At 62.0% G+C, this 14,647-nt stretch carries 10 protein-coding genes and 1 pseudogene; all 11 read right to left on the minus strand.

The genetic code is table 11. The annotated features are described in order from the left end of the window. Window positions 1-222 precede the first annotated feature (222 nt). The 11 genes and pseudogenes from BcanWU425_RS33390 to BcanWU425_RS33440 all read right to left on the minus strand — a co-directional run bounded on the left by BcanWU425_RS33390 (window position 223) and on the right by BcanWU425_RS33440 (window position 14,258). Window positions 223-1,285 (minus strand): annotated as a pseudogene (locus BcanWU425_RS33390) (DUF7146 domain-containing protein). Further along, complete coding sequence (locus BcanWU425_RS33395; RefSeq protein ID WP_204513410.1) at window positions 1,285-5,607, minus strand: strawberry notch-like NTP hydrolase domain-containing protein; 4,323 nt, start codon at window positions 5,605-5,607, stop codon at window positions 1,285-1,287. The pseudogene BcanWU425_RS33390 and the gene BcanWU425_RS33395 overlap by 1 nt, the downstream one beginning before the upstream one ends. A gap of 182 nt (window positions 5,608-5,789) precedes the next feature. After that, window positions 5,790-7,904 carry a ParB/RepB/Spo0J family partition protein gene (locus tag BcanWU425_RS33400; protein WP_204513409.1) on the minus strand — a complete coding sequence of 705 codons (2,115 nt, stop codon included), beginning with the start codon at window positions 7,902-7,904 and terminating at the stop codon, window positions 5,790-5,792. A gap of 108 nt (window positions 7,905-8,012) precedes the next feature. After that, on the minus strand, window positions 8,013-8,957 hold the full coding sequence (locus BcanWU425_RS33405; protein WP_204513408.1) for an ArdC family protein: 945 nt from the start codon (window positions 8,955-8,957) through the stop codon (window positions 8,013-8,015). A gap of 507 nt (window positions 8,958-9,464) precedes the next feature. Beyond that, window positions 9,465-9,647 carry a hypothetical protein gene (locus BcanWU425_RS33410; protein ID WP_204513407.1) on the minus strand — a complete coding sequence of 61 codons (183 nt, stop codon included), beginning with the start codon at window positions 9,645-9,647 and terminating at the stop codon, window positions 9,465-9,467. Between the two features lie 1,048 nt (window positions 9,648-10,695). After that, entirely contained in the window at window positions 10,696-10,962 is a 267-nt protein-coding gene (locus BcanWU425_RS33415) for a DUF3551 domain-containing protein (protein ID WP_204513406.1), read from the minus strand. A gap of 372 nt (window positions 10,963-11,334) precedes the next feature. After that, the gene (locus tag BcanWU425_RS33420) at window positions 11,335-11,562 is read right to left on the minus strand and encodes a hypothetical protein (RefSeq protein WP_231189412.1); all 228 of its coding nucleotides are present in this window, start codon (window positions 11,560-11,562) and stop codon (window positions 11,335-11,337) included. 502 nt (window positions 11,563-12,064) lie between these two features. Then, the gene (locus BcanWU425_RS33425) at window positions 12,065-12,217 is read right to left on the minus strand and encodes a hypothetical protein (RefSeq protein ID WP_231189415.1); all 153 of its coding nucleotides are present in this window, start codon (window positions 12,215-12,217) and stop codon (window positions 12,065-12,067) included. Window positions 12,218-12,254: 37 nt separating this feature from the next. Continuing rightward, a complete protein-coding gene (locus BcanWU425_RS33430) occupies window positions 12,255-12,482 on the minus strand; it encodes a hypothetical protein (protein ID WP_204514111.1) in 228 nt (75 codons plus the stop codon). Window positions 12,483-12,746: 264 nt separating this feature from the next. Then, window positions 12,747-12,938, minus strand: coding sequence for a hypothetical protein (locus BcanWU425_RS33435; RefSeq protein ID WP_204513402.1), 192 nt, complete (start codon window positions 12,936-12,938; stop codon window positions 12,747-12,749). Between the two features lie 498 nt (window positions 12,939-13,436). Continuing rightward, complete coding sequence (locus BcanWU425_RS33440; RefSeq protein ID WP_231189417.1) at window positions 13,437-14,258, minus strand: hypothetical protein; 822 nt, start codon at window positions 14,256-14,258, stop codon at window positions 13,437-13,439. Window positions 14,259-14,647 lie beyond the last annotated feature (389 nt).

Consider the following 14,647-nt stretch of genomic DNA (forward strand, 5'->3'; position numbering starts at 1 on the left):
GATGGCGGAGGCCGGCTATTTTGCTTCGCGATGCAAAGCGCGCTGGTCCAACGTATGATGTGTCCTCACATCGCTGGCGCGCGGCGGAAAATAGCCGGACGCAGCCATTGCCGGGCCGGGCCGCTTGCCGTCCGATCGCCGTCTAGAAGGCCGAGGTCGCGTCCTCTTCCGGTATTGGCCTCGCCTATGACCGACCTGGCAGCATCGATCGAACACCGGAAGCTATTCTGCGACGGCCCTCGACGAATGCAGGGAAGCGAACGACGTCCTCTGGCACGAGCTGAAACCGCAGGGCTGCCCGGAGGGCATCGAGACCGAAGACATGCAGATCTTCGTTGAAGTCGCCCAGCCGCGGCGACAGCGCGATGGCTTCAATGCCGGCATCTGCTGCTCGCTGGCTGAGAATAGTCTGCACCGCATCGCCAGCGGCATCGGCGTCGCGGGCGATATAGAGCCGACGAAGGCTCGAGGGCAGCAATATTGCCGAAAGGTGATTGGCTGAAAGCGCAGCCGCCATGGGCATCGTCGGCAGCACGTAGCGCAGCGAAAGCATCGTCTCGATACCCTCGCCGGCAGCGAGCACGTCGTCTACCACGCCGAACCGAACGGCGTTGCCGAGAAGGTCGCCCATAGCACGTCGTGGGGTATTGATCGGAGCCTTGCCGAGCCGAACACGATCAAAGCCATCCGGATCGAGCCATGTGCGGTGCACGCCGGTGATCCGACCATCGAGATCCGTGACGCGGGCGATCATCGCCGGCCAAGTCTCGGTCGGCAAATGTTCATCCGGCCGATAGAAGCAGCGTGGGTGGAAACGCAGACTACCACCATGGTGCACGCGGGCTATTCCGCGACGCTGCAAATATGCCTCGACCACGGTCCCCTCGATCGGTTGCGATATGACAAAGAGCCGTCTCGCCGCCTCTTGCGATCCAGCCGGTGCTAACGCACGAATGGGTTTCGGCACGAGCTCCGGTTCAGTACGAGGCAGACACAGAAACCGCCTCGCTTCCTCGGCGACCTCGCGGAAGTCTCGCAAGGCCAGACTTTCGCGGATGACGTCGAGGAGATCACCATGTTCGCCGGTTGCGGCATCGGTCCACTTGCCCGCCGGCCCCCTTGGCGATTCCTGGAGCCGCACAAATAGCGAGCGGCCTGGGCTGTTGTGGACGTCTCCGACCACCCAGTACCGCCCCGCGCGCTTCCCATTGGAGAGATAGTGTCGGCACACCGCCTCGGCCTCGCGCGCGAGGCGGCCTGCCAGTTCGGAAGCATCGCGGGACATCACGCGGCCTCCCGCTCGCTTATGCCAGCAACCGGATAGGTGTCGAGCACCTTCGACAGGATCTCGACACCGCTCGCGTCCGTGGGCACAAACATGCGCAGCTTCCAGGAAATGATCTCTCCAAAGAGGCCGTAAGCCCGGAGGCGATCGCGTATCGTGTCGTTGAAGCCCGACAATTCGATGCGGGCTGTGCCCATCACCCGGACTCGGCGAAGTAGGAGCCCCTCCGTAAGCTCGAGGACGGTCCGTCCCTCTACCAGCGCGGTAAAGGCGGTGTCCGGCGTCAACATCGGCGCATCCGCCGCAAGGACGTTCGCGACCCAGGTCGCCGAGACCTTGCGGCCGATGATGCGCTCGCCCGCGTCGGTCCGAAGCCGATAGACCCGGGTCGATTCATTCGGCAGCCGCTTCCAGATGGGCAACAGCAAGCCCGCCACGACGTGGATCGTGCTTTCCGTGAACTCCGGGATTTCGGCAACCTCTGCCAGCCAGGCCGTAGCAAAAACTTCGCGATCCGGTTCGATCCAGTGGCTCTCCGCCATCATATTCAGGGGGATCGTATGCTGCTCCATCGGCCGGATCAGGCGGACGCGCCGCTCGATCTCGCCGTCGTCAAGCATGAAGCTCGGGGCGGGGACCTGCACGGCGGCTCGTCCCGAGCGCTCATTGATCAGCAGGACAGCGTTGCGATCGGAGGCACGAACAAGCGCATCATCCAGATCCACAGGATGGTTGCGCAGGCGCTGGGTGATCGTGAGAAGTCGGGTCTCGGCGCCAGTGCCCGGATGGACGTAGATCGTCCGCCGATCGGTGACGAGAAAGCTCGCGGCGCGAAGCGTTTCCAGCCCGGCGTCATAGGTGGCCGAGGCGACCGCGCCCTCGATCCGACCGGTCAAGAGCTGCTCGAAGACGGTGAACAGGATGTTCTGAAGATCAATCGTGAGCGCCAGCAACCGGTTCAGGAACGTCGTGATCGGCGGCAGGTCATCCCTGAGCCCATTGGCATCCGTGAGCTTCAGGCCGGTCGCATCCTCGAACCTCTCGAGCGCGCAGCCCTCGACCTTGCCGCGCGCGAGCAAGGTGTAGAGCTGACGCAACGCATCACGGCCGTACTGGCTTTCGAGATTGTCTTCGGGACGGAACAGCCCCTGCCCTCCGGTCTGACGCTGGCCGCGCGTGATGGCACCCAACGTGTCGAGCCGACGGGCGATTGTGCTGAGAAAGCGCTTTTCGGCCTTCACATCGGTTGCGATGGGACGAAACAGCGGCGGCTGCGCCTGGTTGGTCCGGTTGGTACGGCCGAGCCCCTGGATCGCGGCGTCCGCTTTCCAGCCGGGCTCGAGCAAATAGTGGACCCGCAGGCGGCGATTCCGGGCCGACAGCTCGGCATGGTAGCTCCTCCCCGTGCCGCCCGCGTCGGAGAACACGAGGATCCGCTTGACGTCATCCATGAACGCCGAGGTCTCGGCGAGGTTGGCCGAACCAGTTCGGTTTTCGACGACCAGCCGGTCGCCCTTGCGGACGATGCGACGTGAGCGGCCGGTCACCTCCGCGACCATGTCGGTGCCGAAACGCTGGATGACCTGATCCAATGCCCCAGGCACCGGCGGCAGCGAGGCAAGCTTCTCGATGAGGCGGTCGCGGCGGGCGACGGCCTCCCGGCTCTCGACCGGTTGGCCGTCACGGTAGACAGGCCGGGAGCAGAGATTGCCTTCCTGGTCGGTGAAGGGCTCGTAGAGCTGGACCGGAAAGGAATGGGCGAGATAGTCGAGGACATACTCGCGCGGCGTGATGTCGACCTGGACGTCGCCCCATTCTTCGGTCGGGATCTCGGCGAGCCGGCGCTCCATCAGCGCCTCGCCGGTCGAGACAATCTGGATGACGGCGGCATGGCCGGCCTCAAGATCGTGCTCGATCGAGCTGATGAGCGACGGCGTCTTCATCGAAGTCAGGAGATGGCCAAAGAAGCGCTGCTTTGCGCTCTCGAAAGCGGATCGCGCGGCCGATTTGGCGTGGCCGTTCAGTGTTCCGGTCTCGCCGGTGATGTTGGCGGCCCGCATCGCGGCATCGAGATTGTTATGGATGACGCTGAACGCTCCGGCATAGGCGTCGTAGATACGAACCTGTTCGGGCGTGAGCTGGTGCTCGACGAGCTCGTACGCGACGCCCTCGTAAGAGAGCGAGCGGGCCGCGTAGAGACCGAGCGCCTTGAGGTCGCGGGCCAGCACCTCCATGGCCGCGACGCCGCCCTCCTCGATCGCCTCGACAAACTCGGCGCGGGTAGCGAACGGGAAATCGACGCCACCCCACAATCCCAGCCGCTGGGCGTAGGCGAGATTGTGCACGGTCGTGGCGCCGGTCGCCGAGACGTAGACGACCCGGGCATTCGGCAGGGCGTGCTGGAGTCTCAGGCCAGCCCGCCCCTGCTGTGACGCCGCCTGGTCACCGCGCTCGCCCTTCTGGCCTGCCGCGTTCTGCATCGCGTGGCTCTCGTCGAAGACGATCACTCCGTCGAAATCGGAGCCCAACCATTCAACGATCTGCCGAACGCGCGAAAGCTTTTCGCCGCGCTCGTCGGTGCGCAGCGTAGCGTAGGTGGTGAATAGGATGCCTTCCGAAAGCCTGATCGGTGTGCCCTGCCGGAAACGTGACAGCGGCGTCACGAGCAACCGCTCCATTCCGAGCGCGGACCAGTCGCGCTGCGCATCCTCGATCAGCTTGTCGGATTTGCTGATCCAGACCGCGCGGCGGCGGCCCTTGAGCCAATTGTCGACAAGGATGCCTGCGGCCTGCCGGCCCTTGCCCGCGCCGGTGCCGTCGCCCAAGAACCAGCCGCGACGAAAACGCACGGCATTTTCTGCGCCGTCGCGTGTGGCAGCCACAACATCAAAGGTCGCATCCACCGTCCAGGAGCCCGCAAGACACTCGGAATGCGCCTGGCCGGCATAGATGATGCTCTCAAGCTGCGCGTCGGACAGGATGCCATCCGCCACGACATTAGCTGGCAGATGTGGCCGGTAAGACGGCTTCGGCGGCGCGACCGAGGCCATCGCGGCGGACTGCACGAGTTTGGTCGGATGCGCATGCGCGTCCGGAATACGGACCGCCTGCAGCGCGCATTCCTCATAAAGCGCGTCGGTCAGTCGAGCGCCCTCGAGAGGCGTCCACTCGACCATCTCGTAGGTAAGTTCGACGCCCTGTGGCGCGCCATCTCCCGAAGGGGACGATGGACTTGGTGCAGAGGCGCCGGACGGCCGAGACGTCGCACGGCGCCTGATGACGTCGACCATGACGGGCGCGACAAGAGGCAGCCTTGGAGGCACATGCTGGGTCACCCAGTCAAGCAAGGTAGCGACATCGCTCGCCATGCCCAGCGAGGCCGGAAGGACTTTCGGATCCGCGGCGGGCAACTTGTCGATCACAAGCAGCCTTGTGTCGGTCTGCGTTCCCTGTTTCGCGTACACCGCGCCGTCGATGGCGGCAGAAAATACCACCCGCCCGCTCTCCTGGAGACGAACGACGGCGTCTCGCCACGCCGGATTGTCCGGCGCAAGGCTCGCGCCCGTAATGGCGACCAGACGCCCGCCGTCGCAAAGACGCGCCAAGGCAGAGGCGATGTGCCGGAGCGCAGCATCCGCCATGCGTCGATCCACGTTTGCCAATGCCGAGAATGGCGGGTTCATCAGGACCACGCTCGGTACGACACCAGCATCAAGGTGATCATCGATCTGGGCGGCGTCGAACCGCGTCACTTTTACTTTGGCGAACAGTTGATCGAGCAGTGCCGCGCGGGCCTCGGCCAGCTCATTCAATACCAAGGCGCCGCCGGCGAGCTCAGCAAAGATGGCGAGCAAGCCGGTCCCCGCGGAGGGCTCCAGAACGCGATCGGCAGACGTAATGCCGGCTGCGGTGCATGCAGCCAGCCCCAGCGGGATCGGCGTCGAGAATTGTTGAAAGGCCTGGCTGTCCTCCGAGCGGCGTGTGTGGGTGGGAGGAAGGCTGGCGATCTTCGCGAGGATCGGCAGCATCGCGGCCGTCGAGCCGGCCTTGACGCGGATAGCCGGGCCAAACTTGCGAAGGAACAGAACGGTTGCCGCCTCGCAGACATAATAGGCGGTCTTCCAGTTCCAGACGCCGGTCGCGTCGGAAGCGCCGAAGGCAGCTTCCATGGCGCTACGCAGGACAGCGGCGTCGATACGTCGGCCGCGTTCCAGATCGGTCAGAAGCTGTCGCGCAGCCCTGACGGCGGCGGTGGTGAGACTTGCAGCGGCACGCATCGAGAGCGGCGCGGCGGCAGCGCCGCCGGCGAGAGATTCGGTCATGGCAGGAATCTTTCGGAGAGCAGGAATGGGTCGAACCATCAGGCGCTCTCCTTAAGACCCGACGGCTCAAACCCTTCCCGGCCCGGCTCTCCCTCTCAGCCTTGGCCCATAAGATGGGGACCGGCGCGAAACACCGGTCCCCAAGCAATTGCCGGACGGCCGGAGCCGTTTCTTCTACGATGTCACTCAGCCGCGTCGAGCTGTTGCGGATCATCGTCCTTCGCGTTGTCCCGATCCTCGTCCTCGTCGAGGAATTCCGGCAGGGGGCCCGCTTCACTCTCCTGTTCCACTGACGCCGCATTGGGATCGACGAGGCGCAGCGGCTCCGGCAACCAGCCCGAACCATCGAGGAGACGCTCGGCTTCCTTGGCCATGTCGGCCTTCTTCAGGTGGTCGATCAGTTGCGCGGAGGATTCGCCCTTGGCTTCCCGCACCGCCTCCAGGATGCGAGGCTTGGTGACGCGGCCGAGATAGTTGTCGACGGTCGGTCTCCAGCCAGAGCGAACCATGTCGAGGCCGACGGCACCTGCCAGCACATCAGCCTGGTCGAGCCGGGTGCGGACGCCGTGGGCGGAGACGCGGCCCTGATTGTAGCGGTTGGCCGGCTCATAGACGGCGTTGACCGCAAATGACGCACAGTGAGCGAACAGGGATGCCTGTGCGGCGCCGTCGAGGGCCGTGAGCGCATCCCAGAGATCGTCCTCGCCCTTCGGCAACCGTGCCTTCCAGGACTCATGCCGCGCCTCAACGGCCTTCGCGGACACGCTTTCCCTCAAGCCAGGCGCTTGAGCCGGAAAGGTCGGTGTGCGAAGTCCGACCTCAAGGCAGCTCCCGGACGATGCCAACCGGTAAAAGGCCGTCCGCACGAAGTTGTGCAGCACCGCCTGGAACGCAATTGCAGGATTTTCTGCCAGCGCATCCCGCAATGCCAGCGTGCGATGCGCCGTCAGCTCGGTGATCAGCCGATCCGGCAGAGGTTTTGTCGCGTCCTCATCTTCTTCCGCGTCAGTCGCGCCGCTAGCCACGGCGATGACCGTGCGCTGGACGGAAGTGCCAGCCGCCTTCCCCTCGATCGACAGTGTATCGGCGCCCTCCCCGACATCGGCCTCGGCTGCCGAGACGTCGTCCTCCGGCCGGACGTAACCCCGATCGACCGAGAGGCGGCCTTCGAAATCGATGCTGACGAAGGCGCCGGCACGGGCGATCTCGGCCGGATTGTAAATTATCGGCCGCTCATCAAACGCCATCAGTGCCGTCTCGATTTCGCCGAGACGCTGATCTACCTCTTCGGGCAGCTCGTCGGCATCCTGGTAATCGGATTCAAGCTTGGCTCGCTGCGCGTTGAGGGCGTCGATTGTGGCCTGCTCTTCTGGGGAGAGATCGACCGGTTTGCCCTCGAGCTCACGCAAGCCATCCGTGTGGCCGTAGGGGAATTCGACGGCGAGCGAAATCCACTTCCACCCCTCCGCTGCAATCGTCTCAGCCTCGGCTTTAAGCTTTTCTGTCACCAGACGATCAAGCAAGCGGACGTCCTGAAGCCAGCCGCCATCGTCGTGCGCGAATAGATCCCGCAGGACACCGCCGCCCGCCTGCTCGTAAGCATCAAGCCCAATGAACTGAACGCGGCGATCGGACGCGCGCACGGTATTTTCCGTGAGCATCCGCCGGATCTGGTAGGGCTCGTCATAACCGGATCGGCTGACGTTCTCCCACACCTGCTCCTGCCTGGCATGATCGGCTGTAACTGAGAAGGCCATGAGTTGCTCGAGAGTCATGCCGTCTTCGGCATAGACGTCGTGGAGCTTTGGCGACACCGACGCCAGCCTGAGCCTTTGCTTCACGACAGCCGGTGTCACGAAGTGCCTTGCAGCGATATCCTCCTCGGACATGCCCACGCCACTCAAGGTCTGGAAGGCTCGAAACTGGTCGAGCGGATGAAGCCCTACCCGCTCGTCATTCTCGGCAAGCGAGTCGTCTTCAGCGATGCCGCCCTCGCGCACGACACAAGGAACGGCCTGCGTCTTCGCCATGCGCTTCTGCTTGACGAGAAGCTCCAGCGCGCGATAGCGCCGTCCGCCGGCCGGCACCTCGAACATGCCGGTCTCATGGCCTTCGGGATCCACAACCGCCCGCACGTTGAGACTTTGCAGCAGCGTACGCTGCGCGATGCTTTCGGCGAGTTGCTCGATCGAAATGCCCGCTTTCACATGTCGGACGTTGGATTGGCTCAGCACCAGCTTGTTGAACGGAATGTCACGCGAGGGGGAGAGCGTGATCTTCTGAACAGCCTTCGTCATGTCGATTCTCCACGACGGGCAGCCGGGAGACTCTCTCTCGGCCTCCAACCCGTCGCGAAAGCCGCCGCTCCCCTCTCACTCTCTTGTTCGAGGCGACACGGGTGAAACTCACGCCACCTCCTGCTCCGCTCTCTCGGCAGTGACTTCCGGCAGGAAGCCAAGGAGATAATCCGCAACCTTGCTGGCCTGCGAAGCAGCTCGCACGATCGCGCGATTGTCCTCGCGCAGCACCTCCAGCCAGGACCCGATGTAGTCGGCGTGCCGCACCGTCGGCACGATGCCGAGCGAGGCGCAACTGAACGCAGACGAGATTTCCGCAACCAGCTCCTCAAAGGCATACTTCATGGTCCCAAAGCTGCCCGACAGGTCGCGGTTGAGGCGTGACGGATGTCCGCTGGCATGCGCCAGTTCGTGCAAGGCCGTTCGATGCCAATTGATCGGTTCGAAATAGGCTTGCGGTGGGGGCACCTGCACATAATCTTCCGTCGGCGCATAAAAGGCGCGGTTGCCGCCGATGCGGAAGTCGATGCCGGTCGCCTTGATCAGGTATTCGACCCGCGGCTCGATCATGCCGGATGGCGGTGGTGGCGCAGCAGTTACGATGTCCGAAGCCAGCCCGTCGCATTGATCGAGATTGAAAACGGTGAAGCGCTTCAAAAATGGAACAGCTTGTGCCTCCTCGCCGGTCTCGTGTGCGCGGCGCTTTTCGTCGACCGGCACAAAACGGTCGGCATAGACGACGGTCGTGCCGCGCTCGCCCTTGCGGACGTGACCACCGAGCGACAGCGCCTGGCGGAAAGTAAGCCAGCTCTGACCGGTGAATCCACGTTCCGTGGCGGCACCCCAGAGAATTAGAATGTTTATGCCGCTGTATTGGCGGCCGGACGTGGCGCTTTTCGGCATGGCCAAAGGCGCCTTCGCCGCCCCGGTACCCCAAGGCTGCACCCACGGCACGCGGCCGGCCTCCAGCTCGGCGATGATCTTGTTGGTGATGTCGTCATAAAGGCTCGTTCGGTCCTCACCGGTGCGCCCCCGAGGATAATGTCTGGACATCGCGGATCTCCGCGACGGGGACCGCGAGCCTCTCTCGCAGCCTGTAACCCGTCACGGCAAAACCCGGCCGACACTCTGACTCTCGCCTCCACCTGAGACAATCCGAAATCTGCGACGCAGCCCGCCTTCCATCGGACAATTCATGAGAATTGCGTTGAGCTACTTAGGGTCGCAGGCCCGACCAGGCGTGCGCCAGGGCGCATCGCCTCAACGCAAAATGGCACCCGGAGAGCGTGAGCATAGCGACCCGAAGGGACACGCGGGTCCGAGTGCAGCGACGAGACCGGTTCAATAGCGGCACCCGGGAACGGGGCAGTGATAGCGGTCGCCGCAGGCGAGCCCCTTTTCCGAGTGCCCCCGGCGAGGAGCTCCGCATCCCCTGCGCGAGGGATCGACGCCGCACGGCCGAGACGCAAAGCGGCTCGGTTTACGAGAGCCCGGTGCGGCGACAGCCGCACGCGCGCAAGAGGAAGAACTCCGCTAAGGCTCGAGTCGGAGTCAGAGGACCTAGATTTCCTCGCGCGCATGCGTCTGCACGTCATAGATCCTGATCTGAAGCATAGGAAAACGCTTCTTCAGTTCTTCTCCGCCCGCCTTGGCGCCATCTCTGGTCGCAAACTCGGCCTTGAGTCGACCGTCCACTTCAAGGGCGTAACCAGAGGCCGGCAATTCACGAGTGGCTGCAACCATTTCATTCCCATTGTGCGGTAAGTCAGGGAATGATGGATACCGTGAGTCGCCCGAACCACGCTAAAGCCATCTGCCTGAGCGGCGCAGATCAGCCATTGCACGTTATGGACTTCGATGAGACCCTCGTCACACGAACCTGGACGCGAAAAGCAAGTCTTGCCTGTTTCCGGCCGCCACAAGCAGTCCGGCAGAGCCGGGTTCATATTAAAATTTCAGCTCTTCAGCGGCCCCATAGCCTCGGCTCTGGGTCCATCGACCGGCAAGCGCGATAGTGACTACGCCCTGACTCAGGCCACCGCATAAAGCCACGCCTGCGCGACGGTTCAAAAAGCGTCGGAAGCAGGAAGACTAGCGGATCGAGCACGCCTGTCAGCAGGTCGTGAGTAGCTGGACAGGACCGATGGGGGTGGAATCCATTGCGGTAAAAAACATGTCCGCTCGCCGCAGCACGTGAGGGGCTCCAGAGCATGGCATCGAGCACCATCACGGCCAGCGGCTGCCGCCTCCAAGCGAATGAACAACAAAACAAGGCAACAGCAGGTTTTTAGTCTGGATCACCGCAAATGCGAGTCGCACCGTGACCGCAGCGGACAGACTTTGGCGCTCCTCGAGCAGATGGCGGGACGCCTCACGCGAACCGAACTCTAGGAACGGTTTCAGTTCGCCCTGACTTGGGGAGCACACGCAGAATGCGTCGAGCCAGGCAATCCCATAGGCCGGCTACAGCAGCGCTGCCGAAACGATGCATGGCCATAGACACCTGTCCACGGGGAGACCAGCCTTATTGAGGAAGGACGGGCGGGTGAATGCCATGCGCCAGTCGCGCCAAGACCTGGCTGGAGGAACCCACTCACTCCGGCCAGCAACAGACGCTATGCGAGGCCGACAATCCATCGCGCTCCAGGCTTACGTCCCGGTCGAACCGAGAGCGCGACCCTACTCACGCGGGATGTCAACCGGGCAGAAAGCTCAACGCTTAAGCTGCACAGCCGGCGCATCCATTTCCATGAGCAATATTGATAGCTCGAGCACGCTTGTCGATCACGCGTCAGCGCAATTGCTGTCCTTGTCGCTGGAATGCGTAGGTTGGATTCATCCCGCAATAGGCCAAGGTACCGGAGGCAGTGGCCATGCACTGGTCATAGGTCGAGAACTGGCAATTGCCCGGATATCCCCAGGCGCGTCCCTGCAAGCAATAAACGTCCTGCCGAGCCGGTGGAATGTACGAATGCCCCCGCGAAGCGGCAAGCGAAGGCGATCCGAAGCCGGCGAGGATCGGAAGTGCAAGCATACAAAAAACGAGAAGGTTGCGCATTGGACTGTAGCCTCCGTTAAATCTTCGAACAGAGTCTAAATGTGACGTTTTTAGTTTTGGTCAATGCCAAAAACATTTGGTGGAGTGCTTGGCCGATCGCGTACGAAAGAACTCCGATCGTCAGCGGCTCCGAGATTGGAGCAGGATTCCTGCGGCTTCTTAAAAAGCAGTGCAGCTTTCAGGCCTCGGGGGGAGCGAAACCCTGAGGGAATAGTCGACCCGAGCTTGCAAACTATCGGTTCGGGGCGATCCAACTGGGCTCGGTTATCTCGAACGCCGAAATATCCCGCCCGTTTGAGCATGTATCACTTGAGAAGAGGCCCTCGAGCAGATCTGGCGGGGCCTAGGAAGATTCAGCGAGCTTGAGCTCTCCTAGGGCTTCGTCATCGGCCTGATCCGACCCAGCAGCGACTCGGCATGGTCCTCGCGCTCGCGCGTGAAGCGCTCTTGATGTGCTTTGAATCGCTCGACCCGCTTCCTGATCTCATCGCGCTCGCTGCCGCCATAGTTGGGCAACCTGAGCTCATGCGGCTCAACGCCTTTTTTCAGCTCAGGCCTCGGCCCCTCGATTTCTACCTTCAGCGATTTGGTGAACGCCATCGTTTCAGCGACGAGCGCATCGAGTTCCCTCTTCCAATTATGCATTAACGCCCCCGTGTGGCACGCCGCGCGGGCGCGCCAATCCGTTACAAGCCAACCGGCGACTGTGGCGCCGAGCCCGATCGTATCTAGGCCGGCCCAATCCTATCGAGTATCCCCGAAAAAGGCCGCCGACAATCTCGCCGGCGGCCTTCCGGGTTGAAAATGCCAACGTGAATAAATGTAGTCCAGCCCCGGTGGCACCGATGATAGACTCAAAACGCGCCGTTTTCTAGTTCTACAGATTCCGAAACTTAACGCAGCTCTCGCGAGCCTCATCCAAGTCGGCGACGCATCGAGTGCCTATCGCCCCATGCCTGCAACTGCCGGTTCAGGCAGGTTAAAGCCCGGAAAGATTTGGGTCGGCGTGCCAGCCGTCGTCACACGGCGGACGCAGCTCCCGCTGTGCGGCTATTCGCGGTGGGCCCGCAGTGAGCCGATGGCGGCGCGCTCCGGCTGGTCGTTACACCAGTTGACGAAGGGTCGGCTTCTCCCGATCGGCGGTATCGATCACAAGCTTGTTGGGACTGGCGACGCCGTGCGCGCCGCCAGTATCGATCAACTGATGCGGAAAGGGTTCGTCGAAATCCAACCCTGAAAGGCTGAGATCGAGCATCTGACGCGCAACTGCGTCAGCGAATACTCTGGCTGGATCAGATCGTTGTATTCTTTCTGCAATCGGTCTGGATAAGCGCCGACAACATCCAGACCAAATTCGAGATCGGCGCGCGGAAAGGTTCAACCTCATGCCGGCTTGGCCACGTGGTGGTGTCGACATCTTCGCCGAGCAGGTCGTGCCGATCATGCGCAAGCGCGCTCTGTCCGGCACGACTACGCGGGCAAAGGGCGGCGCGGCCACCATGGCCCGGACCGGGCAGCAAGCGTTTTCTCCAACTCGGTTCAGTCGATCGCTGTACTTGCCGGAACTCCTCACATCTCGCTTCATATAACGGGCTTTCTCCGTCTCTGAGGTTTATTGTAGCAGATGAAGTAGGGCCTTCGCTGGATCTCACTGCGCGGGATCTTGCGACCACGAAGGCTCAGCGATCAGTTTCTTGCGTGTTTGGCAGGACATCCTCGGCGACAGCGGGAGACCCCGTTGTCCCAGGATCGAAAGGCGACTTGGGTCGCATTCGGCTAGCGGATCATCTCGGACATATTGCAGCCGCGGCTTCTGGAGGTGCTGCATCACTCATGAAGGCAACAGGCAGCCCGACGCCGATGGCGCCAATCATGATCGATGCCGCATTCAGCAGCGTTACGCCGCTGATCTGGACAAGGATGCCGCCGAGAAAAGCGCCGATGGCGATCCCTGCCAAGGTGGTTGAGCTGTTCATTGCCAGGACCAGCTTCGACCTATCTCCGGCCAGACCGGAGAAGCCGATGCTGGAGCGGGACGAGATGCATGTAGCTCACGTTGGCCCAAAGGAAGGCGATGAGCACGTGAAGGCACCATGCTGTCCGAACGCAAGCAAACCTAGGAAGGATGAGTTGTGCGCCTGCAGCCGCGACGAAGAGTCTACGGTCAGTCAGAACGCCACACGTAGCGTTTCCCGTCACGCGTCCGAAACCGTGGGCAATGAGCGCGGCCGAGAGGAGTGGCACCCCCGCAAGCAGAGAACCGCTCATAAAGACGCTCACATAGGAATAAGCGATGAACTCGGAAACCACGATGAAGAGCGTCACGGAAAGGATGCCGATAGTTTCTAAGAGCGCTTTCGAGGACGGACCGTTTGCGCGCTCCGGCGCCTTGGCAGGTATTCCAGAAATCATCGGGGCGAAGATTACCAATGCGGCCAAAAGAGCGACTACTCCAAACATCTCGAAAAAAATGGCTACGCTCTGGCGGATTCCCACCGCTCCAGCAGGAGCCTCGCGGTCAACAGGACTATATGTAGTCTGTAGGTACTGTCTTTTTCATTGGACAGCCCGGGATGCGCGCCCTCCGGATGCAGGCGCTTCATAAGGCCGTTTATGAAATTTTTTCCCTCGCCTCCCCACTCGTTCAGATCGATGCGGAGAATGCCTTCCCTCGCCAATCGCTGGCGTCGGCCTTCACCGCTCTGGGCGGCCGTTGCCGGATCGATCGCTTTGGCAAGATCATACAAAAGAGCTTCATAGAAAACTCGTATCTGGCTGTTTGCCGCCGCCCAGTCGCCTCGACCATGTGCATCGAGCGCCTGGGTGAGGTGCCCCCTCGCGACCTCGAATGGCGGCTGAGACAATATGCGGGTTACTTCGTCTTCAGCGGCTGCGATGCCCAGCTCTACCGGTGATACCCGCCGCAGCGTCCTATCCACAATGGTGAATCCGTCCCGCTCCAGCGTCGCCCTGAACTTCTTGAGGACCGAATTTTCCTCGACCAGGTCGGCCCACGGATACTGTTGCGGAGGCTCGGCCACATGCGAGGCGGCCGTCTCTACGATGAACTCGCTGAGGTATTCGCCGTCCCGCAGTTTCCTCATAGGGTCTTCGTCGTACATCTCGATCAAGTCACTGTGACGTTTCCCGACGCTGACGTCTTCGTGTCGAACCCAATTGAAATACTCAGTACCTAGGTCCTGCAAAAAGCGCGAAAACTGACCCTGGTTGAAGGGCAGCGTGTCGACCGCGGCAAGCACGGTCTTGCGTGAAAATTGCGGCGACCTGTCTGGCATTATCAACACCTCGATAAGATAGTCGCTGAGTGCACCATCATGGGAGCATGACGCAAGGGATCACGATAGCAAGGAGCGAATCGTGTTTTCCGATCCAACTCTTTGCGACGCATTGGCCTTCTGAGTTGCCCGATGAGATACAGGTTGTCCGGGGGGTAGCTGCAAGAGTTCGTGCTCCGGTGAGCTCGAGATGACGTTCTCGTCGGGTCAAGGATGGACATTCGCATCGTCCGAAGAGTCGGAGCGCTTTCGGCTTGCGCGGATGCGTGCACGATGGACATACGGCTCGCTGAACTTCGTGATATCTGCCCTTCGACTATTGGGGCCAGTCCAGCGCACGACCGTTGGGTACAAAGCCATTCCCAAAACCCTCCTGCGACGGAACAGGT

The sequence above is a fragment of the Bradyrhizobium sp. WU425 genome, from assembly GCF_021052305.1.
Lineage (GTDB): Bacteria > Pseudomonadota > Alphaproteobacteria > Rhizobiales > Xanthobacteraceae > Bradyrhizobium > Bradyrhizobium canariense_D.